45 protein-coding genes and 1 tRNA gene are annotated in these 22,637 nt (G+C 70.0%); 44 read left to right on the top strand and 2 right to left on the bottom strand.

Features of this window, described 5'->3' with window-relative positions; genetic code table 11:
* Position 1: 1 nt before the first annotated feature.
* From ACFPZJ_RS19305 to ACFPZJ_RS19115, 39 genes are all read left to right on the top strand, one after another.
* The gene (locus ACFPZJ_RS19305) at positions 2–898 is read left to right on the top strand and encodes a RecT family recombinase (protein ID WP_381022888.1); all 897 of its coding nucleotides are present in this window, start codon (positions 2–4) and stop codon (positions 896–898) included.
* On the top strand, positions 895–1,254 hold the full coding sequence (locus ACFPZJ_RS19300) for a hypothetical protein (RefSeq protein WP_381022885.1): 360 nt from the start codon (positions 895–897) through the stop codon (positions 1,252–1,254). The genes ACFPZJ_RS19305 and ACFPZJ_RS19300 overlap by 4 nt, the downstream gene beginning before the upstream one ends.
* Positions 1,251–1,739: a RusA family crossover junction endodeoxyribonuclease gene (locus ACFPZJ_RS19295; RefSeq protein ID WP_381022883.1), complete on the top strand. Its 489-nt coding sequence runs from the start codon at positions 1,251–1,253 to the stop codon at positions 1,737–1,739. Before ACFPZJ_RS19300 ends, ACFPZJ_RS19295 begins: the two co-directional genes overlap by 4 nt.
* Positions 1,736–2,242 carry a hypothetical protein gene (locus ACFPZJ_RS19290; RefSeq protein ID WP_381022881.1) on the top strand — a complete coding sequence of 169 codons (507 nt, stop codon included), beginning with the start codon at positions 1,736–1,738 and terminating at the stop codon, positions 2,240–2,242. The genes ACFPZJ_RS19295 and ACFPZJ_RS19290 overlap by 4 nt, the downstream gene beginning before the upstream one ends.
* A gap of 58 nt (positions 2,243–2,300) precedes the next feature.
* A complete protein-coding gene (locus tag ACFPZJ_RS19285) occupies positions 2,301–3,596 on the top strand; it encodes a hypothetical protein (RefSeq protein WP_381022878.1) in 1,296 nt (431 codons plus the stop codon).
* The gene (locus ACFPZJ_RS19280) at positions 3,593–3,904 is read left to right on the top strand and encodes a hypothetical protein (protein ID WP_381022877.1); all 312 of its coding nucleotides are present in this window, start codon (positions 3,593–3,595) and stop codon (positions 3,902–3,904) included. Before ACFPZJ_RS19285 ends, ACFPZJ_RS19280 begins: the two co-directional genes overlap by 4 nt.
* Before the next feature lie 22 nt (positions 3,905–3,926).
* A complete protein-coding gene (locus ACFPZJ_RS19275) occupies positions 3,927–4,352 on the top strand; it encodes a hypothetical protein (RefSeq protein ID WP_381022875.1) in 426 nt (141 codons plus the stop codon).
* The gene (locus tag ACFPZJ_RS19270) at positions 4,349–4,684 is read left to right on the top strand and encodes a hypothetical protein (protein WP_381022873.1); all 336 of its coding nucleotides are present in this window, start codon (positions 4,349–4,351) and stop codon (positions 4,682–4,684) included. The genes ACFPZJ_RS19275 and ACFPZJ_RS19270 overlap by 4 nt, the downstream gene beginning before the upstream one ends.
* Positions 4,681–5,103, top strand: coding sequence for a hypothetical protein (locus ACFPZJ_RS19265; protein WP_381022871.1), 423 nt, complete (start codon positions 4,681–4,683; stop codon positions 5,101–5,103). Before ACFPZJ_RS19270 ends, ACFPZJ_RS19265 begins: the two co-directional genes overlap by 4 nt.
* Positions 5,100–5,450: a hypothetical protein gene (locus tag ACFPZJ_RS19260; protein WP_381022870.1), complete on the top strand. Its 351-nt coding sequence runs from the start codon at positions 5,100–5,102 to the stop codon at positions 5,448–5,450. The genes ACFPZJ_RS19265 and ACFPZJ_RS19260 overlap by 4 nt, the downstream gene beginning before the upstream one ends.
* 2 nt (positions 5,451–5,452) lie before the next feature.
* Positions 5,453–5,743: a hypothetical protein gene (locus tag ACFPZJ_RS19255; RefSeq protein ID WP_381022867.1), complete on the top strand. Its 291-nt coding sequence runs from the start codon at positions 5,453–5,455 to the stop codon at positions 5,741–5,743.
* On the top strand, positions 5,740–5,979 hold the full coding sequence (locus ACFPZJ_RS19250; RefSeq protein WP_381022864.1) for a hypothetical protein: 240 nt from the start codon (positions 5,740–5,742) through the stop codon (positions 5,977–5,979). Before ACFPZJ_RS19255 ends, ACFPZJ_RS19250 begins: the two co-directional genes overlap by 4 nt.
* Positions 5,976–6,452, top strand: coding sequence for a hypothetical protein (locus ACFPZJ_RS19245; RefSeq protein ID WP_381022862.1), 477 nt, complete (start codon positions 5,976–5,978; stop codon positions 6,450–6,452). The genes ACFPZJ_RS19250 and ACFPZJ_RS19245 overlap by 4 nt, the downstream gene beginning before the upstream one ends.
* Positions 6,453–6,690: 238 nt before the next feature.
* A complete protein-coding gene (locus ACFPZJ_RS19240) occupies positions 6,691–6,978 on the top strand; it encodes a hypothetical protein (RefSeq protein WP_381022859.1) in 288 nt (95 codons plus the stop codon).
* Positions 6,979–7,036: 58 nt separating this feature from the next.
* Positions 7,037–7,399, top strand: a complete 363-nt coding sequence (locus tag ACFPZJ_RS19235) for an HU family DNA-binding protein (protein ID WP_381022857.1) — start codon at positions 7,037–7,039, stop codon at positions 7,397–7,399.
* A gap of 6 nt (positions 7,400–7,405) precedes the next feature.
* Entirely contained in the window at positions 7,406–8,128 is a 723-nt protein-coding gene (locus ACFPZJ_RS19230; protein WP_381022855.1) for a WhiB family transcriptional regulator, read from the top strand.
* Entirely contained in the window at positions 8,125–8,283 is a 159-nt protein-coding gene (locus ACFPZJ_RS19225) for a hypothetical protein (protein ID WP_381022852.1), read from the top strand. The genes ACFPZJ_RS19230 and ACFPZJ_RS19225 overlap by 4 nt, the downstream gene beginning before the upstream one ends.
* Positions 8,283–8,522, top strand: a complete 240-nt coding sequence (locus ACFPZJ_RS19220) for a hypothetical protein (protein ID WP_381022850.1) — start codon at positions 8,283–8,285, stop codon at positions 8,520–8,522. The genes ACFPZJ_RS19225 and ACFPZJ_RS19220 overlap by 1 nt, the downstream gene beginning before the upstream one ends.
* A complete protein-coding gene (locus ACFPZJ_RS19215; RefSeq protein WP_381022848.1) occupies positions 8,522–8,746 on the top strand; it encodes a hypothetical protein in 225 nt (74 codons plus the stop codon). Before ACFPZJ_RS19220 ends, ACFPZJ_RS19215 begins: the two co-directional genes overlap by 1 nt.
* Positions 8,746–10,161: a hypothetical protein gene (locus ACFPZJ_RS19210; RefSeq protein WP_381022845.1), complete on the top strand. Its 1,416-nt coding sequence runs from the start codon at positions 8,746–8,748 to the stop codon at positions 10,159–10,161. Before ACFPZJ_RS19215 ends, ACFPZJ_RS19210 begins: the two co-directional genes overlap by 1 nt.
* 2 nt (positions 10,162–10,163) lie before the next feature.
* The gene (locus tag ACFPZJ_RS19205; RefSeq protein ID WP_381022843.1) at positions 10,164–10,463 is read left to right on the top strand and encodes a hypothetical protein; all 300 of its coding nucleotides are present in this window, start codon (positions 10,164–10,166) and stop codon (positions 10,461–10,463) included.
* A 219-nt stretch (positions 10,464–10,682) separates the two neighbouring features.
* Positions 10,683–10,910: a hypothetical protein gene (locus ACFPZJ_RS19200; protein WP_381022840.1), complete on the top strand. Its 228-nt coding sequence runs from the start codon at positions 10,683–10,685 to the stop codon at positions 10,908–10,910.
* Between the two features lies 1 nt (position 10,911).
* Positions 10,912–11,178, top strand: coding sequence for a hypothetical protein (locus ACFPZJ_RS19195; RefSeq protein ID WP_381022837.1), 267 nt, complete (start codon positions 10,912–10,914; stop codon positions 11,176–11,178).
* A complete protein-coding gene (locus tag ACFPZJ_RS19190) occupies positions 11,175–11,564 on the top strand; it encodes a DUF7736 domain-containing protein (RefSeq protein ID WP_381022835.1) in 390 nt (129 codons plus the stop codon). The genes ACFPZJ_RS19195 and ACFPZJ_RS19190 overlap by 4 nt, the downstream gene beginning before the upstream one ends.
* Positions 11,564–11,923: a DUF6085 family protein gene (locus ACFPZJ_RS19185; protein ID WP_381022832.1), complete on the top strand. Its 360-nt coding sequence runs from the start codon at positions 11,564–11,566 to the stop codon at positions 11,921–11,923. Before ACFPZJ_RS19190 ends, ACFPZJ_RS19185 begins: the two co-directional genes overlap by 1 nt.
* Positions 11,910–12,488: a DUF7341 domain-containing protein gene (locus ACFPZJ_RS19180; RefSeq protein ID WP_381022830.1), complete on the top strand. Its 579-nt coding sequence runs from the start codon at positions 11,910–11,912 to the stop codon at positions 12,486–12,488. Before ACFPZJ_RS19185 ends, ACFPZJ_RS19180 begins: the two co-directional genes overlap by 14 nt.
* Positions 12,489–12,651: 163 nt before the next feature.
* Positions 12,652–13,011, top strand: coding sequence for a hypothetical protein (locus ACFPZJ_RS19175; RefSeq protein WP_381022827.1), 360 nt, complete (start codon positions 12,652–12,654; stop codon positions 13,009–13,011).
* A 28-nt stretch (positions 13,012–13,039) separates the two neighbouring features.
* Complete coding sequence (locus tag ACFPZJ_RS19170; protein ID WP_381022824.1) at positions 13,040–13,285, top strand: hypothetical protein; 246 nt, start codon at positions 13,040–13,042, stop codon at positions 13,283–13,285.
* Between the two features lie 171 nt (positions 13,286–13,456).
* Positions 13,457–13,530 (top strand) — tRNA-Ile (locus ACFPZJ_RS19165).
* 33 nt (positions 13,531–13,563) lie between these two features.
* Positions 13,564–13,950 carry a hypothetical protein gene (locus ACFPZJ_RS19160; protein WP_381022823.1) on the top strand — a complete coding sequence of 129 codons (387 nt, stop codon included), beginning with the start codon at positions 13,564–13,566 and terminating at the stop codon, positions 13,948–13,950.
* 93 nt (positions 13,951–14,043) lie between these two features.
* Positions 14,044–14,235, top strand: coding sequence for a hypothetical protein (locus tag ACFPZJ_RS19155; RefSeq protein WP_381022821.1), 192 nt, complete (start codon positions 14,044–14,046; stop codon positions 14,233–14,235).
* Positions 14,232–14,417 carry a hypothetical protein gene (locus ACFPZJ_RS19150; RefSeq protein ID WP_381022820.1) on the top strand — a complete coding sequence of 62 codons (186 nt, stop codon included), beginning with the start codon at positions 14,232–14,234 and terminating at the stop codon, positions 14,415–14,417. Before ACFPZJ_RS19155 ends, ACFPZJ_RS19150 begins: the two co-directional genes overlap by 4 nt.
* Positions 14,414–14,785 carry a hypothetical protein gene (locus tag ACFPZJ_RS19145; RefSeq protein WP_381022818.1) on the top strand — a complete coding sequence of 124 codons (372 nt, stop codon included), beginning with the start codon at positions 14,414–14,416 and terminating at the stop codon, positions 14,783–14,785. Before ACFPZJ_RS19150 ends, ACFPZJ_RS19145 begins: the two co-directional genes overlap by 4 nt.
* 5 nt (positions 14,786–14,790) lie before the next feature.
* Positions 14,791–14,943, top strand: coding sequence for a hypothetical protein (locus ACFPZJ_RS19140; protein ID WP_381022816.1), 153 nt, complete (start codon positions 14,791–14,793; stop codon positions 14,941–14,943).
* Positions 14,940–15,311, top strand: a complete 372-nt coding sequence (locus ACFPZJ_RS19135; protein ID WP_381022813.1) for an HTH domain-containing protein — start codon at positions 14,940–14,942, stop codon at positions 15,309–15,311. Before ACFPZJ_RS19140 ends, ACFPZJ_RS19135 begins: the two co-directional genes overlap by 4 nt.
* Positions 15,308–16,105 (top strand): hypothetical protein, encoded by a 798-nt coding sequence (locus tag ACFPZJ_RS19130; protein WP_381022811.1) that lies wholly within the window; start codon positions 15,308–15,310, stop codon positions 16,103–16,105. The genes ACFPZJ_RS19135 and ACFPZJ_RS19130 overlap by 4 nt, the downstream gene beginning before the upstream one ends.
* Positions 16,106–16,138: 33 nt before the next feature.
* On the top strand, positions 16,139–16,480 hold the full coding sequence (locus ACFPZJ_RS19125; RefSeq protein ID WP_381022808.1) for a hypothetical protein: 342 nt from the start codon (positions 16,139–16,141) through the stop codon (positions 16,478–16,480).
* Positions 16,481–16,482: 2 nt separating this feature from the next.
* Positions 16,483–16,692 (top strand): hypothetical protein, encoded by a 210-nt coding sequence (locus ACFPZJ_RS19120; protein WP_381022806.1) that lies wholly within the window; start codon positions 16,483–16,485, stop codon positions 16,690–16,692.
* A complete protein-coding gene (locus ACFPZJ_RS19115; RefSeq protein WP_381022804.1) occupies positions 16,689–17,402 on the top strand; it encodes a hypothetical protein in 714 nt (237 codons plus the stop codon). Before ACFPZJ_RS19120 ends, ACFPZJ_RS19115 begins: the two co-directional genes overlap by 4 nt.
* 92 nt (positions 17,403–17,494) lie before the next feature.
* On the opposite strand, the gene ACFPZJ_RS19110 is transcribed toward ACFPZJ_RS19115, so the two are convergent.
* Positions 17,495–17,956, bottom strand: a complete 462-nt coding sequence (locus tag ACFPZJ_RS19110) for an ATP-binding protein (RefSeq protein ID WP_381023455.1) — start codon at positions 17,954–17,956, stop codon at positions 17,495–17,497.
* Between the two features lie 287 nt (positions 17,957–18,243).
* On the opposite strand from ACFPZJ_RS19110, the gene ACFPZJ_RS19105 reads away from it, so the two are divergent.
* The 3 genes from ACFPZJ_RS19105 to ACFPZJ_RS19095 all read left to right on the top strand — a co-directional run bounded on the left by ACFPZJ_RS19105 (position 18,244) and on the right by ACFPZJ_RS19095 (position 20,293).
* A complete protein-coding gene (locus tag ACFPZJ_RS19105) occupies positions 18,244–18,624 on the top strand; it encodes a hypothetical protein (RefSeq protein WP_381022802.1) in 381 nt (126 codons plus the stop codon).
* Positions 18,625–18,769: 145 nt separating this feature from the next.
* Positions 18,770–19,165: a helix-turn-helix transcriptional regulator gene (locus ACFPZJ_RS19100; RefSeq protein WP_381022799.1), complete on the top strand. Its 396-nt coding sequence runs from the start codon at positions 18,770–18,772 to the stop codon at positions 19,163–19,165.
* Positions 19,166–19,303: 138 nt separating this feature from the next.
* Positions 19,304–20,293 carry a hypothetical protein gene (locus tag ACFPZJ_RS19095; RefSeq protein WP_381022796.1) on the top strand — a complete coding sequence of 330 codons (990 nt, stop codon included), beginning with the start codon at positions 19,304–19,306 and terminating at the stop codon, positions 20,291–20,293.
* Between the two features lie 195 nt (positions 20,294–20,488).
* Here the strand turns inward: ACFPZJ_RS19095 and ACFPZJ_RS19090 are convergent, their stop codons facing one another.
* Positions 20,489–21,118: a hypothetical protein gene (locus tag ACFPZJ_RS19090; RefSeq protein WP_381022794.1), complete on the bottom strand. Its 630-nt coding sequence runs from the start codon at positions 21,116–21,118 to the stop codon at positions 20,489–20,491.
* Between the two features lie 243 nt (positions 21,119–21,361).
* Between ACFPZJ_RS19090 and ACFPZJ_RS19085 the strand changes: the two genes are divergently transcribed.
* Complete coding sequence (locus tag ACFPZJ_RS19085; protein WP_381022792.1) at positions 21,362–21,517, top strand: hypothetical protein; 156 nt, start codon at positions 21,362–21,364, stop codon at positions 21,515–21,517.
* 54 nt (positions 21,518–21,571) lie between these two features.
* Positions 21,572–22,597, top strand: a complete 1,026-nt coding sequence (locus tag ACFPZJ_RS19080) for an IS701 family transposase (RefSeq protein ID WP_381022790.1) — start codon at positions 21,572–21,574, stop codon at positions 22,595–22,597.
* The last annotated feature ends 40 nt before the right edge of the window (positions 22,598–22,637 follow it).

The raw sequence follows: 22,637 nt of genomic DNA, 5'->3' as shown, positions 1-22,637 counted from the left end.
CATGTCCGACCTCAAGGACCGCGTGAAGCGGGCAACCGCCACCGACGAGCAGCAGCCGGAACAGGCGCCGGTTACCGACCTCGCTGTCAACGACAGTGCCCTGCAATGGCTCCAGAGCCGGGCGACGTACTTCACCGACGCGCTGCCTCGACACGTTGACCGGGCGCACTTCATGTCCGTGGCCCTGTCCATCATGCCGAATCTGGAGAAGTGCACGCACGCGAGCGTGCACCAGGCGTTCCTCGCCTGTGCCCGGTTCGGGTTGGAGCCCGACGGCAAGCAGGCAGCGATCATCCCCTACGGCGACACCGCGACCTTCCAGCCGATGTACGAGGGCTACATCGAGCTGATGTACCGGCACCCGCGGGTTGACAGCGTCCACTTCGGGTGGATCCGGGAGAAGGACCAGTGGGACTACACGCCGACTGAGCCGAGCCCTCGGGACTTCTTCCACAAGCCACGCGTCGACCTGTCCGAGCAGGAGCGCGGCAAGGTGATCCTGGCGTACGCGTTTGCGTGGATCGACGGCCGCCGCTCCCAGGTGATCCTCCTCAACCAGAGCCAGGCCGAAGCCATCCGCAACAAGTACAGCAACGCCTACAAGAAGGCGGAGCGCAACGGCAAGCAGGACTCCGCCTGGCACACCGACTTCGACGCCATGTGGGCCAAGTCCTGCGTGCGCCGCCTGGTCAAGGTCGTCCCGACGTCGACCGAACTCGCCGAGCTGATCCGGGCCGACGACGACGCGGACGACAGCCAGGCCGCCCCGCCCGTCATCCGGGGCACCGTCATCGCCCGCAACGACCAGGAGGACAAGGGCGAGCAGCAGACGCAGGCCCCCAGCTGGCCGAAGCCCGCACAGCCCGGCAGCACCAGCGAGGGCGGTGAGCAGGCGTGACCACGCCCGACATCGACCAGGCCGTGCGACAGCTGGCCGCGCGCGGCATCCGCGCCATGAGCGAGGACGACTGGACCTATCAGGGCGCCCTCGACGTCGTCCGTGAGAACCGCCGGCGGCAGGGAGACACGGCCGTGATGCGCACCGTCGACGAGTGGTCCGCAGGTCTCGCAGAGGACGTCGTGGCGGCAACTGGGGTCGCTCCCGCCGACGTCGCGGCCGTGCTCCTGTACGCGTCGTCCTGGGTCGGCGGCCTCGCCATGATCCGTGGCCTCGGCCGTGACACCTCGCTGTCCGTGCTCTCCTGCGCTGCCGACGAGCTGGACCGGCGGGCGAACGGTGGTGAGACGCCGTGACCGCTCCCGCCCTGATGCTCACCGTGCACGGCACCCCGGGCCCCCAGGGGTCGAAGACCCGCAACGCCGCCGGCGCTATGTACGAGTCGTCGGCCAAGGTCAAGCCGTGGCGGGAGGCTGTGAAGCACGCCGCCCTCGACGCTCTTGCCCATGACGAGGCGTGGCAGCCGCTCTGCGAGGCCGTACTGCTGGAGGTCGTGTTCACGCTGAGGCGGCCGAAAGGCCACTACGGTACCGGCCGCAACGCGGGCGTGGTGAAGGCGTCCGCGCCGCAGCTCCCGACCGGCAAGCCCGACACGGACAAGCTGCTCCGCTCGACGCAGGACGCCTTGAAGGACGCGGGCGTGCTCCTGGACGACAGCGTCGTCACCGACACGTCCGCCGCCAAGAGGTACGTCCTGACGGGCGCCGATGCTCTCTCTCACCCCGGCGCCGTCATCCGCGTCTGGCGCCTGAACACACCCAGCAAGGAGTCCGATTCGTGACGCAGTTGAAGTTCGACGCCAAGGTCAGCGCGTCGGCGCAGGAGGCGCTGGAGCCGCACATTCGCCCGGTGTACGACGTGCCCGCTTCCCGGCGCCTGTTCATCGGAGAGTTCGCCGCGATCGAGCGCACCGAGCCCGCCCCCGGGACGGAGAAGGAGGCGTCGGTCAAGGTCCGCATCACGCACCTGGAGCTGCCCAACGAGGCGCAGGAGGGGTACGTGCGGGAGGCGCTGCGGTTCTTGCACCTCCAGCGCACGGCGCGGGGAACCCTCGACGACGAAGGCCAGCTGGAGTTGGACGAGTCCACGCTGCGCCTGACCGGCGGGCAGCTCGCGTACTTGGAGACGGCCCGGCTGCGGGCCGGGCTGAACCACTGGGCTTCGTACGCCCGGCGCGTGCTGCACACCCCGAACCTCACGGTCAGCGAGGTGCTGCACGAGCTGAAGACCGTCGCCGACGGCCTGACCGCCGCCCTGGACGGCGCACGCGGCGACGACAGCTGAGCACCTCCTAACGACCTCCTAACTCAGTCCGACCACGCCTCGAAGGGAGGTGACCCCTATGCCTCAGCGAGTCCGCGTGCCGCTGCGTGTGATCGTCGGCCACTACGCCGACTCCACCGTGTCCGTGTACGTGAAGGTCGCGGCCCTGGACCGGCGTGACACCGGCTGCGAGGCGGGGGTCGCCTACCTCTCCAGCCTGCTCGGCCTGGCGCGCTCCACTGTCGAACGTGCGCTGACGCAGCTGATGCGGCCTGCGCCGGACGACGACGTGGTGGAGCTGACGAGCCAGCGGCGCACGCGGCCGGGCGGCGACGGCTGGACGGCTGTACGCCGCATACGCGCCACCAATCCCCGGCGTGAGCACGGGGCTTGGGTGCCGTCGCGCGCCGCCGAGTCTCTCAGCCCGCGCCAGCTGCGCGCGTACGCCGCCCTGTCGTACGCCACCGCGACAGGGGCGCACGTCACTCTGGCCGAGCTGGCGCGCGTGCTGCGCCACCGGTCCGGGCAGAAGGCCGGCCAGGCGCTCGACGTCCGGTCGGTGCGGCGCATCCTGCGGGAGCTGGAGCGGCTCGGCTGGATTAGTGTCGAGCGGCGTGCCGGATACCGCGGCCGCCACCTCTACACCTGCCACGACGAGCCGACTCACGCCGCGCTGACTGCGGACACTGGCGAGGGATCGGGTGGGGATCTTGAGTGTGGGTCCCTCGCGTATAAGGAAGACCACCAGACTGACTCACCCGAAGATCCGCCCACTGCCGTCTCTGGTATCCGCCGTAGGCGAACCTCAGGTAGTAGCGCGCGTGAGGCAGCCGAGAACCCTCCGCTTCCGCCGTCGTTCCGCCGCCCGTACGCCGGGCCTGAGCTGAGTCTCGCTCCGCGGATCTGGCGAGTCCTCGAACCCGTGAAGCCGCTGCTGCCGGGCCTGTCGCCGTACGTTGTGCGGGAGCTGGCGCGGGAGATCGCCCGGCAGCTCGACGAGGGCCAGGAGCCAGAGCGGCTGCGTTCCCGGCTGGAGTTCCGGTTCGCCGCCACACAGGACATCCGTGACCCGGGCCGGTGGCTGCTTGGCGCGGCCGTTGTCCGCCGTGGCTGCGGGCTGGTTGCCTGCGAGTCGGGCCGGATCTGGCACACCGGCGTCCGCTGCGACGTGTGCGCCGAGCTGCGTGCCGCCGACGGGCAGCGTCCGCCGGGTCGCCCTCCCGGCCCCCGCCGTCCCGCGTACCCGCGCCCGCCCGGCCGCTGGCACGAGTGCGAAGCCTGCCGCGCACCCTCACGCACGCCGCTCCCGCACGGCGTGTGCCGCGCCTGCCGACCGCCCGACCCGCTGACCGTGCTCAGGAGGTGGCAGCGATGACCGACGAGAGAGACGTCCCCCGCCCGGCCACCGGCCAGCTGCTCGCCCTCGCGCAGGCCTGCCGCCCGGACTGGTCCATCGACCAGTTGCGCGACGTCCTGGCCCAGGCCCGGAACGAGGGCATGACCTGGGGCCGCGTCCTGGTCGTTGTCGCGCAGATGATCGCCGACCCCATGGCCCAGCCCCCGGACTTGCTCGCCGAACTGCCGGAGCCGTGGCGCCACCGCCGGCGCCCGCCCGGACCCGAGACCTACCAGCGCGGGGCCGCCGCCGTACGCGCGGCCCTGCACCACACCGACACCGACTGAATCCCGAAGGGAGGCGATGGCGATGACCGCAACGTTGCACATCGCCCGTCGCACCACCCCGCACCGCCCGCTCGCCACGCTGACCGGCTGGCTCACCGGCCGCCTGCGCCGCCGCCCCACCCCCGCGCCGGGCGCCCCGGCAGTGGTGGACTTCGAGGCCCTGCGCCGCCGGTACCCGGTGGAGCACCCGCACGACTACCGGCACGTCCTGGACGACCCGGCTCTCGAGGACGCGTTCGCGCGCCTGGCGGCCGACCACCCGGCCGAGGTCGCCCTGTCGTGCATGCGCCCGGCCGACCGCGAGGAACTCCTGCTCGCCGTCTGCGACGAGTGGTTCCGCCACGCCCACCCGGCCCCCGAACACCGGTGGACGCCGGACGTCGTGGCCGCGTACCAGCAGCTGCTCGGTTCCGTCCGCGCCTGCTTCCACCCCGGCGGTGAGGCATGAGCACCACGGCGAAGGAGTTCCAGGCCGCGGCCGCCACGCGGTCCGCGTTGGACCAGCAGCTGTACACCCTGGTCGGCCGCAGCGTGAAGGAAGTCCGCATCACCCGCGTGCACTGGCCGGACGGCAAGCGGTGGGTGGCCATGGTGATCGGCGCGAGCGGGCGTGAGGTGCCCCTGCGGGACGGCGGCCTGCACCACCAGGCAGCGATCATCCTGCGCGAGGCCTTCCCTCACGCCAACTGGTCACGCGCCCAGGACTACGACGTCGCCACTGGGGTGCTGCGCGAGCACCGCGTGCGGATGCCCGCATGCCTGCGGGGTGACGAGCTGTGAGCCCCGACGACTACGACCGGCTGTTCGCCGAGTCCCGCGACGAGCCCGCGTTCTCCAACGGCACCGAGGGGTACGGCTGGATGGCCGCGAACTGCGATCGCTGCATCCACGACAAGCCCGCCCGCCAGGGCGACGACGGCCAGGGCTGCCCGCTGGTCCTGATCACGCTGGTGGGCCGCACCCCGGCCCAGTTCCTGGACGGGCCGCGCGACGAGCACGGCCGGTACGGGATCGCCGACCAGTACGTGTGCACCGAGTTCCGCAGTGAAGACGACCCCGACCCCGAGCTTCGCCCCATCCCGACGCCGCCCGGCCAGGGAGAGCTGCTGCCCCGCGAGCCCTTCGAGGGACACCGCATGCTCACGCCACTCCACCCCGTCGACCAGGCAGCCGTCTTCCCGGGAGGTGGCGACCGGTGAGCGGGATCAAGGGCCAGCCGAGAGCCGACCACCGGCACGCCGCCGACCAGGCCCGGCAGCTGCCCGGGCATTGGGTGCTCGCCGGGACGTACGGCAGCCGGGCCAGCGCGGTGTCTGCCGCGCTCCAAGTCCGCACCGGGGACCGCCTTCCCGCCTACCGCCCAGCTGGGGCGTACGCCGCCGACGTGCGGCTCACCCAGGACGGCGCCGATCTGTGGATCCGGTATGTCGACCCGGCCGCGCTCCAGGCCCGCGACTACCGCGAGTCCATCGAAGGCGGCCTGACCGAGGACCTCGAAGCCTTCTCCCGCCGCCTCGAAGCGGCCCGCACCAGCAAGGACACCTGAACATGCACACCACCGCACATCCGCTCGCTGGACAGACCGTCACCGTCCGGCCCACCGCTGCCCTGTACAGCTACGACACCACCGACCCGATCCAGTTCCGCCTTGAGGACTGGCACGACCGGGTTTTCGGCCAGTCGTGGATGCGCTACGAGGGCCACCCTGCCTCGCTCGGATACGCCATGCGTTCCGCGATGGGGGGCCTGCCCACGGACAACGAGGTCGTGTATGGCAAATGCGACCGCGGCCTCGGTCACCTCGTGCACGTCAGCGAAATCCAGGACGGTGCAGCGTGACTGCCCCCGGCTGGGTGCGCCGCCTGCGCACCAGACTCAGCGACGCCCAGACCAACCGGCTGCGCGCCCAGCTGGCCGCCGAGCGAGACCGCAACCGGCGCCTGGACGAGCGGCTCGCCATCCTCCAGGCCGCGAACGAGGGCGCCGACGCGATGCTGCGCGAGGCCACCGGCGGCGCGCGCTTCGATCGTGACCAGCCCTTCGGTAGCGAGCCAGCGAAGGGCGGTACGGCGTGATCGCGTACGTCTTCCTGGGCGTCGGCTGCACCGGCGTGGTCGGCCTCATCCTCATCGTCGTCGCCTGGCGCTCCGGCACCGGTTCCGGCGCACGCCGCGCCACGCTCACCAAGAGCGAGATGCGCCACGAACTCCTCCTGGCCCGCCACCAGCTGGACGGCTCTGGGCACTACATCGGCCGCCTGGAGCACGACCTGGGCGACGCGTACGAGGAGCTGGACGCAACCCGCGACCAGCGCGACAACGCCCTGGCCGCCGTCGAGAAAGCCGGGCTGAGGATCGCCGAGCTCGAAGAGCAGGTTCGCGACAGGGACCAGCTGCGGGACACGGTCAGGGCCCTGAAGGCGGAGCTGGCCAACGCCCGCCGGATCACGCCGCTGCCGCCTCACGGCGCAACGCCCCCGCCCGGCGCTCGGGTCATCCCGCTGCACCAGACGCCGTTCGCGATCAGCCCGGCCCCGAGGCCGAGCTGACCCCACGCCCCGCCCGCCGCCGCGGATGACACCGGCCCCGGCGGCGGGCGGACACCAGCACAGAGAAGAGAAAGCCCGTGTTCCACCGCAACTACGGCATCACCCGCGAGTTCGGCACATGGCTGACCGCGGCCCGCGCGAAGGGCCTGCTGCCGTGAGCAGGAACGTCTGCCCGTTCTGCCGCCGCGCGTACCCCTGCATCTGCCCCAGCCCCGGCATCACCTCGAAAGGCCTCCCCATGCGTTCCACGCGACTGCGCGCCATCACGGCCGCCCTCACCGCGACCGTCGTCCTCGCCGCCCTGGCCGCCTGTAGCGACGGGCCGGACGACGACTGCGCAGACCAGCTGGCGCTGGCAGCAGCCGCCAAGCCCGGGCCGCCGGCCCCGCGGCCCGCTCCCGCACCCGCTCGTCCGGCTGTGCCGAAGGCGCCCGCCAAGCCGAAGCCGGTCAGCCCTGCCAAGCCGGGCAACGGCGGCAGCAAGTACGTGCCGGTGCCCGTCGACATCGACGACTGCGACGACTGAGCCCCTTCCTGACCTGCATCGGCGGGGCTGCCCGGCCCCGCCCCACCTGGAGCACCCCGTGAAGAAGAAGCCCACCCGCATCACCGAACCGCTGAACACCACCAAGCTCATCGAGACGGTGGCCGCCGACCTCGGCATTCCGCCCGCGCAGGTGCACGAGACCGTGATGACGGTCTTCGACGTCATCACGCGGGCCGCAGCCTCCGGTCACAAGGTCGCCGTCACCAACTTCGGCACCTGGCTGCCGTACCGCCGCAAGGCACGCAAAGCCCGCAACCCGCAGACCGGCGAAACCTTCAAGGCCGCCTCGTACCAGGCCGTGCGGTTCCGAGTGTCGCCCACGCTGGCCGACGCCGTGCGCCGCCGCCTCAGCGCGAGCGCCAGCATCCGCAAGCTGCCCAAGGGCAGCGGCGGCCGGTGACCCACCATGAGCGGCTACATCGGACAGTTCCCGGACACGCTCGCCCGCCCCCTGGAGTGGCAGGCCGACGCGGTGTGCCGCCACGACCCAGACCTGTTCTTCGAACCGACACGGGAGGGTGAAGCGAAGAAGGTGTGCTTCGCCTGCCCCACGCTGCTCAACTGCCAGTCGTGGGTCATGGCCCGGGAACGCGGCATGAGCTCGCACGCACGGGACGACGCCATCATCGCCGGCCTCAACCGCGCCGAGCGGTTCGCCCTTGACCCGGCCGCGCCGAAGCAGGAGCCCGCCGAGGACAAGCCCCCGGCGGCGACGAAGCCGCTGGAGGAGCGCGAGCACGGCAAGCGGTCCACGTACAAGGCGGGCTGCCGCTGCGGACCCTGCAAGGCCGCGGCCCGCGAGTACAACGAGGAACTGAAGCGCCGCAAGGAGCGGGGCGAGGCGCCCGCGAAGTCCGGCAGGAAACCGTCGGCGTGCCCGTCGGTGTCCGCGTACCGGCGGCACCTGCGGCTCGGTGAGCCCATTGATGACGGGTGCCGGGCGGCATACGCCAAGCACCGGGCCACGAAGCGTGCCGACCGGCGCAGTCGTCAGGTGTACGCGCTGTGGTCCAAGGGTCTGTCCGACCCCGACATCTCGGCCGAGCTCGGCATCGGCGTCCGGGCCGTACGCAACACCCGTGACCGGCTCGGACTGATCGCCAACCTGCACGTCGCGAGACCGCTGTGAGTGGCCCCACCGAATGGCGCTGCCCCTACGGCGGCTGCGGCCCGTACGGCTACTGCCCCTGCGCCGACGACGACCAGGACTCCGACCTGCTCCGCCGCAGCCGCATCACGACCCTCCCGCCCATCGACAACTACGAACCCACACAAGGACCCTGATGTCCCCGCTCAGCTGGGCCGCCCTCACCGTCGGCATCGTCGCCGTCCTCGCCCTCGGCATCAACCTGCCCGACCCTTGGTTCCTGGCGCTGCTGTCCCTGGCGTGCATGCTCGGCGCGGCCGACGCCGCCTACCGCGAGCTCACGGTATGGGCGGTCGTCTTCCTCACCAGTGGCTTGCTGCTCGCCGTCGGCGCCCTGCGGACCGCCCTCCGCGACACGGACAGGGACGGCACGTGATGGTGACCCTCAGCCTGCGCCAGCTGCTGCTGCTCGCCCTCGCCGCCGCATTCTGCGCCGTGCTCCTCAACCGCGGCTTGGTCCTGGCCTGGCGAGGCCTGCACCGCCTATTCGAGCACCTCATGGACCGGCGTGAGGCCTGCCGCGCCCGCCGCGAAGACCTTCAGACCTGCCGCGCCATCGACGCGCTCTACACCACCCACCACCCGAAGGAAGGCCGCTGATGCGCGCCGATGATCTGATCCGCGAACTCGGCAAAGCCCTCGAAGCACTCCGGTGGACCGAGAAGCACCTGACGGCCACCAACGAGGGCAACGCCGCCCTGCACTGCAACCCGAAGGTGTTCTACTCGCCGCTCACCACCCAGGTGCACCAGGCCGTCCTGTCCCTGGAGAGGGTCATCGCCGACCTGGACGAGTCCGGCCCTGTGGTCGCTGAAGTCGCCCAGTCCGAGCCGGAGCAGCAGGTCAACGCGGCGGACCAGGTAGACGAGATCGAGGTACGCCGCCGGAACCTCGCCCATATCGTCGAGGCGTTCGACGTGCCCGCGGACGTGTGCGGGCCCGAGGCGGAACGGGCGTACCTGCATCAGCAGATCTACCGGGCCATCTTTGAGGCCTGGGTGGCACCGCCGTCCATTGCCAGCCCCGAAGAGCACTGCACCAAGCACACCGACGCCGTCATGCCGATCGTCGGCCAGCTGCTGGAGCAGCGGGACCGCGCCAAGGCCGCAGCGGGCCGGGCCTACCTGCTCGCCGACCGCTGGCAGGCCGCTCATGGCTCGTCGATGTTCCTCGTGCGGGCCGCCGGCGCCGAGCTCCGCGACGAGCTGGACGACTCAGCCGAGTGCGGCGAGCGCCTTCTGCCCGCGCTGGGCGGCATCGTGCGCGGTGGCCCATGTGTTGTGCGAGGCCCGCACGACGAGCATGAGACTGCCGCAGGTACGAAGTGGACGAGGGGGGAAGCACGGCCTTCACCGACGACACGCTGCGGTGAGGAGTGCGCCGAGGGGCACACATACGCCGGGCGCTGCGAACAAGCGACTGGCGGGTACCTGCTGCCCCACCAGGGGCGCGCGGCGGCCGACCATGCGTTCGCGCGCATCCGGCGTGACCCGCGTGCCGACGACCCGTCGTACGACCTGGTCGAAGGCGACGGCATCGGGCGGATCGTCGGGCTGCTGGGGACGTTGGACACGACCGACGACGACATGGACGACGTGCGCCAGCACTACGCCGGGCCTGGCGCCCAGCCCTGCACGAAGCACCGCGGCCGGTCGGAGAGGCAGCGGTACGGCTGCAACGGCCCCAACCCCGCCGAAGCCACGGTCACCGTGCAGTTCGACAACTCCGCCGCCACCTTCACCCCGCGCCCCGACGGTGGCACAGCCGAGGACGGCCTGGGGGAGAAGATCGATGAGCTGCGCAGCCAGCGCAACGACATCGCCCAGGCGCTCCGGGAGGCCCTCGCCGCGTTCCGCCGTGTCTACGACGAGCCCACCCGCACGACCGTCGGCTACATCTCCGCGCCCGTCCACCCCAGCAACTTCGACCGCTGGCGCGAAGCCCTCGCCAAGGCGCCGGCCAACTGCCTGAAGCCGGGCGGCTGCTCCGACTGCCCGCACGAGACGGGGGTGTGACCATGGCGAACCCCGACCGCCCGTGCCTGCACGAGAACTTCGACGCCTTCGTGGAAGTCAACCGGGTCACGGCCAGCGATGACGCCCCGACCGTGGTCGGCTACCACGCCGACATCAAGGTCAACTGCCACGACTGCGACGAACCGTTCCGCTGGACCGGGCTCCAGGCGGGCCTCTCGATGAGCGGCCCGATGTGCAGCGTCGACGAGACCGAGCTCCGCGCCCCGCTCCGTCCGGCCTCCGCCGACCCCGACTTCGGGCTCGGCCTGCCCGGCTTCGCCGTCCGCTACAGGGAGGCCTGACGTGTTCACCAACGACCCCCGCGACTCCCCTCGCTGCTGGTCCTCCGCCGAAGTGACCACGCCCGACGCTGTGATCCGCTCCGTGGCGTGCGCCCGTGGGCGGCACTGGTGGGGTAAGCACCGGAACCGGCACGTTCGGTGGTCCTGCCCGCCGCGCTGCGGATGCATCCGTCACGCCCGCAGGCGAGCTCAGCAGTCCAGTACCACGGAGGTCTGACCGTGATCTGTAAGCCCTGCGCCGAGGCTGCCGACGGCGTGCCCGGCGCCCGCCACTGCGACGAGACCGGGGCCCCGTCCTGGAAGTGCGCCTGCCAGCACCGGCCGCCCGTACGGCGTGCCGACGCGGAGACCGCGAAGACGACTGTCGTCATCCACGTCCCGCCGGACCCGCCGCACATCGCCGACGCGATCCGCGACGTTCGCCGCTATGGACTGGGGAGGCGGTGACATGGCGCGCCGTATCAAGGCCGCATCGGTCGAACGCTTCCTCATCGACCGTGGCCACGAGTTCAGCGAGTTCGAGGCCGGCGACTGGGACCCCGGCTTCCGCGTCGCCCAGGCCGGGCCGCGCCGCGTGCACGTCTTCTGGGACGGGCCCGGCGAGGCCGACCAGCTCGACGCGATCACCACCGAGCTCCGCGCTGAGGGCTACCACGTCGTCGCCACCCGGCAGCCACGCGGCGGCCGCCGGCGCCTGGAGGTGACCCGGCCGTGAGCACCTCCAAGCTCTACCCCCTTGCCGACATCCTCAGTGTCACCACCGGACGTCTGCTCTCGCACCGGCACATGGACGGCATCTACGACGTGCTGGGCTTCATGACCGGCGACAGCTTGTTCACGCACCAGCTGCCGCGTGCGGCCGAGACCTGCGGCCCGGCACGGCTCGCTCAGCACCCGCAGCTCCGCGATGTTGAGCCGCCGAAGGACATCGACGCACCGGACCTCATGGCATGGCTCGCCAACGCCGAGCGCGAGCACGGCGAACAGCTCCCCGTGGCGCCTCTGCCCACCGGGGCCTGGGAGCGCCGCGACCCCATCGCAGAGCTGACGGACATGCTCGGCCTTCACCGCGTGATCGTCGTTCGAACGGAGGACACCTGATGCAACCCGTCTTCACCCGCGGGCATTGCCCCGCCTGCGGCTGGGCGTCGCTCTTCGTCGGCGAGGGCGGCTACCTCACGTGCTCGCGGCTGGAGTGCCCCCAACCCGACGCGGCGCACAGGGTCCTCGCTGACCGCGACACCGAGCACATCGTGAAGTTCGACGACGAAGGCTTCACCGTCCGCCACCCACTGCGTGAACGCCTGGACGACGCGCTGTTGCAATGCGACCTGCATCGGCACTGCGCCTCCTTGCCCGGCCCACCGGACGCCCCCGGCCGCTACCGGGCCGTGGCGCGGGGCGGCGCCTGGCTGTTCCAGCGGCTCGACTTGCAGGAGGCCACCGATGCAGACGCTTGACGGCCTGGTCGCCGACCTCGTCGACCGCTGGACCGGTGACGAGCAGCACCCCGGCGACGGCGGCCCCGGCCTCATCCACCGGCTCGACAGCCTCGCCCTGCGCACCGCACAGCCGCGGGAGGTCGGCGGCCGGTCCACGCCCAGCTCCCGGCCGCCGGCCTCGTTGGACCCGGTGCACTGGTCTACGGCGATCAAGGCGCAGGCCCGGATCCTCGACATGGAGCTGCGCGGCTCGACGCACATGCAGCGGTGGGACCGGGCCCTCAAGGCTCTTTCTGCGGGCGCTGAGGCTACCGGCCGCGTCGCCGAGGTGACGTCTACCGTGGGGCGCTGGCATTCCACCGTGCGGACCGTGCTGGGTCTCCAGTCGCCGTCCAGGCAGATGCGGGGGGTGCGCTGCCTCGTCTGCGGCCAGGCCAGCATCCACTGCCGCCCCGAGGACGACCGTCCGCGCGCCTGGTGCACCAACCCTGAGTGCGCCGACGAGGAGACCGGCGTGCCCGCCCGTTACGAGGGCGACCGCCTTTACCTGCTCACCACGAACAGCACGGCGCAACCGTCGTGATCAAGTCCCGGGCGACGCCCGGTGGTTGAGGTCCACCGGGCGTCAGGACAGTGCGAATGAGTCAAAGAAAGTGGGAGCTGTGTATTGTGCTGACTCGTACTTCCTCGTACAATCTTTTACATGGGGTCGGGTCAACGGCCCCGGTGATCCGCGAGGGGGTGCCATGAACAGCCAGCTCAGCCGCAGGATCACGGTCGCCGAGTACCTGGGACAGCGCGGTCTCCCGGCTGACTGGCGGTACGGCTCCCCGTTCGGCCGGGTCGCCGCCGAGATCTACCGCGACACCTACCGGCGTGAGCCCGGCCGGGCGTTCCGGTTCATCAACGGCCGGTTCCGCCGCGTCATGGCCTACCGGCCGTCCGAGGCGCACGTGCTGACGGCCGCATGGGACCGGTACGGCCGCTTCGCCGAGCACCGGCCCGCTCGCGTGGTCCGCGCCAACCGCACGCCGTACGTCGGGCTGACCAGCGCCGACGCGATGCGGTGGACGCCGACCGGCGGCCCCGTCCGCAGCCACCCGTAACCGCCCGCACCCACCTGAAGGGGGAGTCATGTCGGACACACTGCTCCGGTCCCTGGACCTGATCGAGCCGGGCGACCTGGTCCTCTACCACGGGACGTTCGAGTGCTGCCACGGCCTGTGGCTGGCGATCCCGTGCACCTGCGGCATCTGCGACGCGATGGACGCGTTCGGGGTGGCCGACCCACGGTTCGCGCTCATCGACCCGTGGGGCGAGCTGTCCGGCCCGTTCCACGTGCGCCGCAAGTCCGTCACCCGCTCGGCTGCCAGCGGCTGACGGGCCACCAGACCGGCGGCCGGTGACTCCCCCTCCGGCCGCCACCCCAGGGGCCGCGCCCCGAACTCCCCCCGGCGGGGCGCGGCCCGCCAAGCCTCCGTAGCTCAGTGGCAGAGCAGCGGTCTTATACCCCGCAGCGCGCCGGTTCGAGTCCGGCCGGACGTACTCCAAGCGCCCGTAGCCCAACTGGCAGAGGCACCGGCTTATACCCGGCCAAAGCGCGGGTTCGACTCCCGTCGGGCGCTCTCCCACCTGCACTTCCTACTACCGGAGTTGCCATGGCCGACACCAACGCCGCCCCGTACCCCGTCACGCCCGCCAGCCTCATCCTCGAAGTCCGCGACCAGCCCAACGCCACCCCCGTCATCGGCCCGTGCATGCTCACCCCGCCGATCAACGAGGACTACTGGGCATACCGCGTCCGTGTAGCCGACGGCCAGGCCATCGTCGGCTTTCCGAAGTTCTCCACCGTGGGCATCGGCTTCGCCGTCGAGGAGGACTGGAACACCAACCTCCCGTACACCTGCGACGCCGAAGAGATCTACGAGCACATCGAGCACAACAGGGGCGACGACTCGATCACCCGCGAGGTGTGCGTCGCCGCCATCCGCCTCATTCAGGAGGCCGTGCGGCGCGACCGAGAGGCGCAGCGGCCCGCCGAGTAACCCGACCGAGAGCTCCCGGCGGCCGGACACGCGACCTGCGCCCAGCGCACCGACTCGCTTCCGCGCCGCCGGGCCCACCAGCCGGAGACTCCCATGTTCACCGTCCAGGTCACCGAGACCGCCACGTACGAGGTACCGATCAGCGACGAGCAGGCCGCCGAGCTGCTCGGCGGCCTCTTCCGCGACGACCCGGACCTGATCGCCGAGTACCTCGACACCAGCCAGCACTTCACCGCCGTAACCGATCGCGACATCAGCAGCGTCGAGACGGAGTCACGGCCGTGAGCGACACCACCTGTCACCACGTCATCGCCCACTGGGTCACCGACGAGGACAAGCGGCAGATCACCGACGCCATCGCCTACGCCCGCCAGATCGGCGACGTCGAGGCCCTGCCGCTGCTGCTCGCCCGCCTCACCCAGCCCTGCGAAGCGCGCGACCGCGCGCAGAAGGAAGAAGGATCATGAGCTCACCCGCCCGTCACCTGTCCGGTGCCGCCGAGCTGGTCCGCGAGTTCAACCACGACTCGCGCGTCACGCGGGCGGACTGGGAGTTCCCCGGCGCCTCGTACGACGCCCTCGGCGCCCTCTCGCGCCTGGTGGGCATGCTGCCACAGGCCATCGACCAGACCGCCGTGCCCGTGCTGCACACGCACAAGCACGGCCGTCTGCTCATCGACGGCGGCGACGCCGACGAGGCCGTCAAACACATGCGCACCGCCCTGGACACCGCCATGCAGGCCGCCAGGTTCCTCAGCGCGGCCGTCGACCACCTGCACTCCACCACGTCCCCCATGGGACTGGACACCCGCGGCCTCCCCGAATTCGAGGAGTGAGCACCATGGACCCCACCCCGAACGACTGGCAGCGCACGAGCCGGCCGCCGCTCGCCGTCGCCTGGCTGGCCTACGGCTCGGCGGCCGACGAGCTGCGGACCGCCGCCGGCGATGCGCCGTCGCGCGCCACCGGCGACACCTCGGGGGAGGACCGGTGAGCCAGCCGCCCGCCATGACCGTCGCCACGCGCCAAGCCCTCGTGCGCCAGCTCATCGAGCAGGACCCGACGCTCAGCGCCAGGAAGATCGCAGGTCAGATCGGCGTCAGCAAGGACACCGTGCTGCGGGACCTTGAAGCGATCCGCCGGGCCGACGCTCAGGCCGCGCCGGAGCCGCCCGCTGCCGAGCTGGACGATGAGCCGGACGGCGACCGCCTGATCCTCGTCCTCGACGCGCCGCTGCGCCAGGCCCTCGCCGTCCTGCGCGGCATCCGCGGCCGACCCGACACCCCCAGGGAGAACGTGGCAGCCGTACGCGCCGCCATCCGCGCCATGGCCGACCACATCACGGAGCAGGGCCGGTCATGACCCGCCCGCACGGCTACGCCCGCTACCGGCTGGATGGCTGTCGCTGCTACGTCTGCGGCTGGGCCGTCGCCCAGTACAACGACGCCCGCGACCACGCCATGCGACGCGGCACCTGGCAGCCCTGGACGAGCGCGGAACTTGTCCGCGTCCACCTCCGCAACCTCCAGGACTGCGGTATGGGCCTGCGCCGCATCGCGGCCCTCGCGGGCGTCGACCGGAAGCGGCTCCAGGCCGTGCTGAGGGGGCGCCCGGAGCGGGGCACGCCGCCGCAGGAGAAGGTTCGGCCGGCCCTCGCCGCTTCCGTCCTGGCCGTCGAACCCACCCTGGAGAACCTCGCCCCGTCCACCCCGATCAGTCCTCTGGGGACCCGCCGCCGCGTCCAAGCCCTGGTCGCGGTCGGCTGGCCCCAACAGCACCTCGCCGCCCACCTCGGCATGGCCCCCGGCAACTTCGGCCAGATGCTCGCCCGGGACCACGTCCTGGTGCGCCGGGCCCTCGAGGTGCGCGCCATGTACGACGCCCTGTGGCGCGCCGACCCGGCCGAACACGGCGCGAGCCCCGGCGGCATCACCCGCGCTCGCGCGTACGCGGCCGAGCGCGACTGGGCGCCGCCCGCAGCGTGGGACGACGACCGGATCGACGACCCGGAGGCGTTCCCCGACTGGACCGGCAAGTGCGGCACCCCAGAAGGATTTTGGGCCCACCGCTACATCACAGCGTCCGCCTGCCAGCCCTGCCGAAACGCCTTCAACTCCGAGCAGCGCGGCCGCCACGCGCGGCGTTCCACCTCATGACCAGCAACCCCTCATCCCAGGAAGGCCCCACAGTTGAAGCCCATCGTGTGCAGCTTCTACATCCGCACCCCAGCCGAGAGCGGCCAGTTCCACTACGACCCGATCAACATCAGCAGCCCGCACCACGACGGCAAGATGCACACGCCGTACCCGCCGCAGGTCGGCGACCTCATCCACCTGTGGGACACGATCGCGAAGCAGGGCGGCACGTACGAGGTGATCGCCCGGCAGTGGCTGCACTCCAGCTACGGGTCGACCAACTGGCCCGTGCTGGAGCAGCAGCCGACCGTCGGCCCGCTGCTGGAGATGATCGTGGAGCCCGCCGAGGGCGTCTTCCGCGACCAGGCGCCGCGCCCGGACGACGAGGAAGCGTGACCATGAGCACTGCTACGGACCTGATCGTTGAGACAGCCAACCCGGAGCTGTTGGACGCCACCGTCAAGCAGCTCGGCCCCGCCGTCGTTGTCGACGACACCTTCGACGGCACCACGTGCCGGGTCCGCGTCTTCGGCGACCCCGGCTTCATCAAGTTCGCCCTCACCCAGCAGGGCTACGGCAAGATCGTCGGTGAGGAGCCCGTCACGTGAACTACCGCCCGTACCCCGACGTCGACCTCGCCCTGGCCCAGCTGGAGCGCGGACGCGTAAGCGAGCCGCCGTCCCCGCTTCTCGCGTGGATCGATGAGGCCGTGGCACCGCTTCGGCTGGCCGACTGGCAACGGGAGTGGGTCAGCGCATGGGCTGGGCTGAGCCGTCCGAAGCTCAGCGGCCGCAGCGCCATCACCGCGGCGATTGTCGACCAGGCGGTGAAGGCCGGCGAACACCTCCACATCGCCACCCGCGACGGGATGCGCTGCGCCGGGGGAGACGACGGCTGCCCGCTGCCACGCGAAGCCGCCGAGGTCGTGGCGTACCGCGCACCCGGCTCCGGCTTCCTCTACTGCGTCCGGTGCTGCCACGGCGTTGGCGTCTTCGCTCCCATGACGTCGGGCGACCTGCCCGACGGAGGCGTGTGCGATGACTGTGGCGTGGACGTCCTGATCCCGCAGTCCTCCCTTCGACATGGAGATGATGGCCTCATGACCACTGAACGAGTCACTGTCCGAGTCCTGCTGCTGTTCGGCGACCAGGCTGAGATCGTCGCCGATGTCCCGCCGGAGGAGCGGGGCGAGCCGGAGCGCTACCCCGCGGCGGACATCGCCGCGGCGGTCGGTGTGCCGGTGAGCGACCTGCCCGGTAAGCGGCTGACCGCCGACGTCGGTGAGGATCACCGGTTGTCCGGCTGGCAACTCGCCTGACCCGACGAACGGTCCCGGCTTCAGGTGCCGTCTGCCTGGAGCGTGCCGAGCGCAGGTCCAGGCGGTTCGGAACCAGCATTCATACAGGGAGGTCACATCAGTCGGCCCGCCGGATTCCCGCCGGGATCATCGGCCAGCACGATCGCGGCCTTGACGCGCTTGCCCACTGGCTCGCGGCGGATCTCGAAGCTGCGGCACACGGCCATCACGATCTCCAGGCCGTGCTTGCCGACCCGGTGCGGATCGGCTTCCTGGGGCACCGGCAGGGCCGGATCGGTGTCCCAGACGCTGATCTGCACGGCGCCGTCGCGGACCTCCAGGTCCAGCAGGCACGGGCCGGGCGCGTACTTGTGTGCGTTGGTTACCAGCTCGCTGACCACCAGCTCCGCCAAGCCCATCGCACGCTCTGAGACCGGGATCCCGTGAACGGCCTGCACCTCGGTCATGAACCGGCGGGCCGCATCCCGGGCCTCAGCGATCCGCTCCCCGCCCTCCAGGGCGACCGCAGACAGTATGGGCCGGCTGGCCAGGGGCTGATCCTCGTCTTTGTGCACCACTGGCCACACCGCCACCCTCGTCATGAGCAACCCGGCAAGGGCGCTCGCATACCCCCGAAGTCCAGCAACATACATACGACCCTCACATCACGAGCACATCACGACACAGCTCCACCTTTGCCCTGAAGGAGTCAGGTGGAGTCACTTGCGGAAAGTTGGGGCCTTTCCAAGCCAGAAGTGTTGCAAAGCAGTGCACGAAGGTTCATAATGGAGACAGAAGGAACGAGGGGCCGCAAACCCCGAGACCTTCACCAACCACCACAACTCAAGAGAGGACGGACACCATGTCTGATGAGTCCGAGCGGGAGATCCAGGACCTGGGTCGCTCCATTATCGGGATCTACACCCTGATCACCAGGGTCTGCGGGCTCCTCCCGCTCCCGATCCGCCTCCCGGACTTCGTGGACGACGTGATCCACGGTGCGGAGATGATCGAGGGTGTCGCCCGAGTCGTCGACCTCATCGAGGACGAGCCGATCGACGAAGACCTTCAGGCAGGGATCTGGGGAGGATGCCTCCACTGGCTCTCCGCAGCCCACCTGTACGGGAGGTACCTGGAGCTCCAGGAACACCTGGTGAGCCTGGAGATCAGGATCAACCTCGTGACCGCCGGTGAGGCCCTCCACATCGTGGCCCACGAGCTGCTCGACTCCCAGGAGGACTGACACACCGAGGCCCCTGGCAGCCATCCAGGGGCCTCACCGCACGCTGGGACGACCAGCGGGGGCCGGGCCGCAGCCCACAGACACCAGAGTGTCCGCCGCAAAACCCCCGCTGGTCACCAACCATCCACAAGGGACGGACACCATCATGGTAGAGACACCCCAGGGCGAGACGTACACCGAGATCGCCGCCCGCCACGGCCGCAGCGAGTACCGCGTACGCAACGCCTGGGCGCGCCATCCTCAGTGGCCGGAGCCGATCGGCAAGCGCGGCAAGCAGCTGCTGTTCGACCCGGCCGCCGTCGACCAGGTCATCGCCGAGCACATCGAGCGGCCCGCCGTCGAGCTGGAGCCGCGCCGCCTGTACACCGCGAAGGAGATCGAGGCCCTCACCGGCGTCACGGCCGCCACCATCCGCGCCGACCGCTCCAAGGGCCGCTGGCCCGTCCCCGACGACACCTCCGGCCGCGCACACCGCTGGAACGGCGCCACCGTCACCCAGGCCCTCGCCGGGCGCCGCGCGTACCACAAGGCCGGTGAGTGACGGGCCGACGCGTACGCTGGCCCGTGAGCCCTTGAGAGGGGCAGGCGTACCAGGGGGCCGTACACCGCCTGCGTAGCTGCGGCAGACGACGGCGTGCTGCGGCGATGCCAAGCGCCCTTTAGTAAACCGGGAGTTATCGTGGCGCCAAGACTCACACCGACCATCGTTCAGCAGTTGGCCCTGGTCAAGCACATCTATGCAGAAGGAGTGGACGCAAGCCGCAGCCCACATCCTCTATCCGCCACTGCCGTCCTGAAGTTCCACGACGCCGTCGAACTCTTCCTGGGCCTGTCCGCAAGCCACCTGGGTGTCAATGTCAACCCGAAGATCGACTTCCTGGAATACTGGGGACAGATCAAGACGCAAACCACGGTGGCGCTGCCGGGCAAGACCGACATGGACAGGCTCAACCATGCACGGGTCGGCTTCAAGCACAAAGGCAACGTTCCGGCGACGCAGACCATCGAGCGGTGCCGCGACTACGTGTCGACGTTCTTCACTACCGCCACACCGATGGTCTTCGGCGTGGACTTCGAGGCCATCGACATGGTGGATCTCGTGACTCAGGGGGAAGTGGCCCGGCTGCTCGGTGAGGCGCAGACCCACGCGGACATCGGCGACTACATTCAGGCCATGGCTGGACTGTCCCTCGCCTTCGAAGGCCTGCGTGATCATTACTCCGGCAACGGCAGTAGCATCGGGTGGGAACAGACACCCTTCTCGTTCGGGCCGAAGTTGCACTGGGTCGACGAGCCCCGAGTCGACGGGCCGAAACGCCACGACCATCCACGGTTGGGCAAGATCTCGGATATCGCCCAAGAGACACAGGAAGCCATGCAGGTCATCAGCTTGGGAATCGACTTCCCGGGCTTTGCTCGCTTCAAGGCCATGGCCCCGCGAGTCCATGCGTACCATGACGGGAGTAGACGCTTCATCGTTACCAAGTGGGACGAGTCCATCACTGCTGAAGACTACGGATGGGCACGGCAGTTCGTTATCGAATCCGCTCTGCGAGCCGCACGCGCTGATGGCGTGAGAGAGCTGCTGGAAGCCCAGATGACGGCAAACTGGAGACCCGAGAAGCCGTTCCCGGAACGTACGTGGACCGGACCCGCGGAGGGCTCCTGACGTACGCTGGCGCCCGGATGGAGCACCGCCCGGCTGTACACCGCACGGTCCCTGCTGGCCCGCGCGAACTCGGTGCTCCCGGACGGGGTTGAACCCCGGGCCGGCACCAAGGGGTCCGCTGAAGGATGACGCGAAGGAAAGGGAAGCCGGACTGGCCCGTGGTCGAACGTACCGGTGCGCAGGCCTGAGAAGCTACTACTTTACACAGGCGCCACTCTTGCGGATTGCATTCACGAACTTCCTTTCGTACAGGGCCTCGAAATCGTTGAGCACTTGACATGTAGGGCCATGAGAGAACGCGTCATGAATTGTCTGACTCCAGGCAATCCATGTATCGCACTTCCTCGCCTTGTCTTCGGGGGATCCGCGCAACGTCAAGCGTCCATCGTCAGGGACGCATTCTTCAAGCCCTGGAAGAGTCGAGTATACGTAGGAGAAGTAATCGACGAACCAGACCTGCGCAGAATAGTACTGCTCTCGCTCTTCGGCATCTTTGATGTCGTCAAAGCTGTCAACTTGAGTCATAAGCAAGTTCATGCGCTTGTTATCGGAAGCGCTTCGGAACTCATCCCACCTCAGAAGTTGCTGGTAGAGGCCATCGAGCCTCGCCGCTGACACCTGGTTGGCGGTGTCCTCAGCCTGCTGGCGAGCGGCCTCCGTTTGCCTGGCGAGGAATATGAGCGTCACCAGCGTCGCACCGGCAATGAAAATAGCAGCAGCAACCTCCAGAAACCTTAAGAGTGACATGTGTCGTTCAAAAAAGGGATGGTGGGAGAGCCTGCGGGACGTCTGATCCCCGGCGGAAGGCTCCGTGCTATCTGCCACAGCTCACCTCCATCGACGGAGACAGTCGGTGCTCCAACTCCTAACCGTACGGAGGCCTCCCCTCCTCGCAACTCGTCCAGGGTGTTTTCTGCTTGTTTGGACCACCAAACGCCCCCCGCCCCCACGGTGAAGGCGTCGGGACGCCGAATCGTGCCAGGCCTCAACGTCCCTCCGGCATCCGGGCATTGTCAGACCCATGTGTCATGCTGCGCCATAACTCCACGTGAAGGGAGGTGAGTAGAGATGTCGAAGAACCAGAAGGCGGCCGTCCTCATGATCGCCGCCATCGCCGGGCAGGCGTACCTCAGCAAGGTCGCCAAGCAGCAGGCCGCCACCCTCGGCCTGTCCGTCGTGGCCGTGGGTCTGATCGGCCTCGCCATCGGCACGGCCCTCGGCTAGTACTGCAGCCGCAGTTGGTGTGACTGTCGAGTCCGCCTGGTCGTTGAGTGGGGCATGGGAGGGGATGTCACGCTCGACGAGGTACAGCGGTGGGCCGCGGGCCTGGATGCGGTCCATGCTCGGATCGCCGGTCATTTCCGCAGGTCGGAGCCGCGTCGCCGAGCGCGGGAGTATCTGCGCGGGCTGCTTGCGCCGCTGGAGCGAAAGAACGGCTGGACGCTGGCCGAGCAGGCCGGCGAGGGGTGCCCGGACGGCATGCAGCGCCTTTTGAACCAGGCTGACTGGGACGCCGATGCGGTCCGCGATGAGGTCCGCACCTTCGTGCTGGAGCATCTGGCTGCGCAGGACGGTGTGCTGGTCGTGGACGAGACCGGGTTCATCAAGAAGGGCCTGCGCTCGGCCGGGGTGCAGCGGCAGTACACAGGCACCTCCGGGAAGATCGACAACTGTCAGCTCGGGGTGTTCCTCGCCTACGCTTCCACCGCCGGCCGAGCCCTGATCGACCGGGAGCTGTACCTGCCCAACACCTGGATCGAGGACGAGGCCCGCCGGGCGGACGCGAAGATCAGTGACCGGGTGTCCTTCGCCACCAAGCCAGCCCTGGCCAAGGCGATGCCGGCCCGCGCTCTTGAGGCGAAGGTGCCGTTTCGCTGGGTGTGCGGCGATGAGGTCTACGGCCAGGACCCGGTGCTGCGCACCTGGCTCGCCGCCCGGCGGCTCGGCTACGTGCTGGCGATCAAATACACGCACCGGTGCGGGCCGCGCGGGCAAAGTGCCCGGACCGTCTCGGCGGTGCTGCCCGAGCACGCCTGGGAGATCCGCTCCGACGGTGAACGGGCCTACTACCTCACCCATGCCCCCGCCGGCACCCCGCTCGCCGAACTCGTCCGGGCCGCGGGCGCGCGCTGGGCCATCGAGGAGTGCTTCCAGGCCGCCAAGAACGAAGCCGGCCTTGACCACTACCAGGTCCGCCACTACCCGGCCTGGTACCGGCACATCACCCTGGCCATGGCCGCAGCCGCCCACCTGACCGCGATCCGCGTCACCACCGCCGAAAAGGGGGACACCGCCGCGACTTAATCCGACTGAGCGTGAACGAGATCCGCCGCCTGCTTGCCAC

The sequence above is a fragment of the Streptomyces bullii genome (assembly GCF_042657145.1).
GTDB lineage: Bacteria > Actinomycetota > Actinomycetes > Streptomycetales > Streptomycetaceae > Streptomyces > Streptomyces bullii.
This window is presented reverse-complemented; position numbering and strand designations above follow the sequence as displayed.

What these genes read in the sequence shown, in the direction of transcription:
- ACFPZJ_RS19305 (WP_381022888.1), top strand. Translation starts at nt 2, where the DNA reads ATGTCCGACCTCAAGGACCGCGTGAAGCGGGCAACCGCCACCGACGAG.
- ACFPZJ_RS19285 (WP_381022878.1), top strand. Translation starts at nt 2,301, where the DNA reads ATGCCTCAGCGAGTCCGCGTGCCGCTGCGTGTGATCGTCGGCCACTAC.
- ACFPZJ_RS19280 (WP_381022877.1), top strand. Translation starts at nt 3,593, where the DNA reads ATGACCGACGAGAGAGACGTCCCCCGCCCGGCCACCGGCCAGCTGCTC.
- ACFPZJ_RS19275 (WP_381022875.1), top strand. Translation starts at nt 3,927, where the DNA reads ATGACCGCAACGTTGCACATCGCCCGTCGCACCACCCCGCACCGCCCG.
- ACFPZJ_RS19270 (WP_381022873.1), top strand. Translation starts at nt 4,349, where the DNA reads ATGAGCACCACGGCGAAGGAGTTCCAGGCCGCGGCCGCCACGCGGTCC.
- ACFPZJ_RS19255 (WP_381022867.1), top strand. Translation starts at nt 5,453, where the DNA reads ATGCACACCACCGCACATCCGCTCGCTGGACAGACCGTCACCGTCCGG.
- ACFPZJ_RS19240 (WP_381022859.1), top strand. Translation starts at nt 6,691, where the DNA reads ATGCGTTCCACGCGACTGCGCGCCATCACGGCCGCCCTCACCGCGACC.
- ACFPZJ_RS19230 (WP_381022855.1), top strand. Translation starts at nt 7,406, where the DNA reads ATGAGCGGCTACATCGGACAGTTCCCGGACACGCTCGCCCGCCCCCTG.
- ACFPZJ_RS19220 (WP_381022850.1), top strand. Translation starts at nt 8,283, where the DNA reads ATGTCCCCGCTCAGCTGGGCCGCCCTCACCGTCGGCATCGTCGCCGTC.
- ACFPZJ_RS19215 (WP_381022848.1), top strand. Translation starts at nt 8,522, where the DNA reads ATGGTGACCCTCAGCCTGCGCCAGCTGCTGCTGCTCGCCCTCGCCGCC.
- ACFPZJ_RS19210 (WP_381022845.1), top strand. Translation starts at nt 8,746, where the DNA reads ATGCGCGCCGATGATCTGATCCGCGAACTCGGCAAAGCCCTCGAAGCA.
- ACFPZJ_RS19205 (WP_381022843.1), top strand. Translation starts at nt 10,164, where the DNA reads ATGGCGAACCCCGACCGCCCGTGCCTGCACGAGAACTTCGACGCCTTC.
- ACFPZJ_RS19195 (WP_381022837.1), top strand. Translation starts at nt 10,912, where the DNA reads ATGGCGCGCCGTATCAAGGCCGCATCGGTCGAACGCTTCCTCATCGAC.
- ACFPZJ_RS19185 (WP_381022832.1), top strand. Translation starts at nt 11,564, where the DNA reads ATGCAACCCGTCTTCACCCGCGGGCATTGCCCCGCCTGCGGCTGGGCG.
- ACFPZJ_RS19180 (WP_381022830.1), top strand. Translation starts at nt 11,910, where the DNA reads ATGCAGACGCTTGACGGCCTGGTCGCCGACCTCGTCGACCGCTGGACC.
- ACFPZJ_RS19175 (WP_381022827.1), top strand. Translation starts at nt 12,652, where the DNA reads ATGAACAGCCAGCTCAGCCGCAGGATCACGGTCGCCGAGTACCTGGGA.
- ACFPZJ_RS19170 (WP_381022824.1), top strand. Translation starts at nt 13,040, where the DNA reads ATGTCGGACACACTGCTCCGGTCCCTGGACCTGATCGAGCCGGGCGAC.
- ACFPZJ_RS19160 (WP_381022823.1), top strand. Translation starts at nt 13,564, where the DNA reads ATGGCCGACACCAACGCCGCCCCGTACCCCGTCACGCCCGCCAGCCTC.
- ACFPZJ_RS19155 (WP_381022821.1), top strand. Translation starts at nt 14,044, where the DNA reads ATGTTCACCGTCCAGGTCACCGAGACCGCCACGTACGAGGTACCGATC.
- ACFPZJ_RS19145 (WP_381022818.1), top strand. Translation starts at nt 14,414, where the DNA reads ATGAGCTCACCCGCCCGTCACCTGTCCGGTGCCGCCGAGCTGGTCCGC.
- ACFPZJ_RS19140 (WP_381022816.1), top strand. Translation starts at nt 14,791, where the DNA reads ATGGACCCCACCCCGAACGACTGGCAGCGCACGAGCCGGCCGCCGCTC.
- ACFPZJ_RS19130 (WP_381022811.1), top strand. Translation starts at nt 15,308, where the DNA reads ATGACCCGCCCGCACGGCTACGCCCGCTACCGGCTGGATGGCTGTCGC.
- ACFPZJ_RS19120 (WP_381022806.1), top strand. Translation starts at nt 16,483, where the DNA reads ATGAGCACTGCTACGGACCTGATCGTTGAGACAGCCAACCCGGAGCTG.
- ACFPZJ_RS19105 (WP_381022802.1), top strand. Translation starts at nt 18,244, where the DNA reads ATGTCTGATGAGTCCGAGCGGGAGATCCAGGACCTGGGTCGCTCCATT.
- ACFPZJ_RS19100 (WP_381022799.1), top strand. Translation starts at nt 18,770, where the DNA reads ATGGTAGAGACACCCCAGGGCGAGACGTACACCGAGATCGCCGCCCGC.
- ACFPZJ_RS19085 (WP_381022792.1), top strand. Translation starts at nt 21,362, where the DNA reads ATGTCGAAGAACCAGAAGGCGGCCGTCCTCATGATCGCCGCCATCGCC.
- ACFPZJ_RS19080 (WP_381022790.1), top strand. Translation starts at nt 21,572, where the DNA reads ATGGGAGGGGATGTCACGCTCGACGAGGTACAGCGGTGGGCCGCGGGC.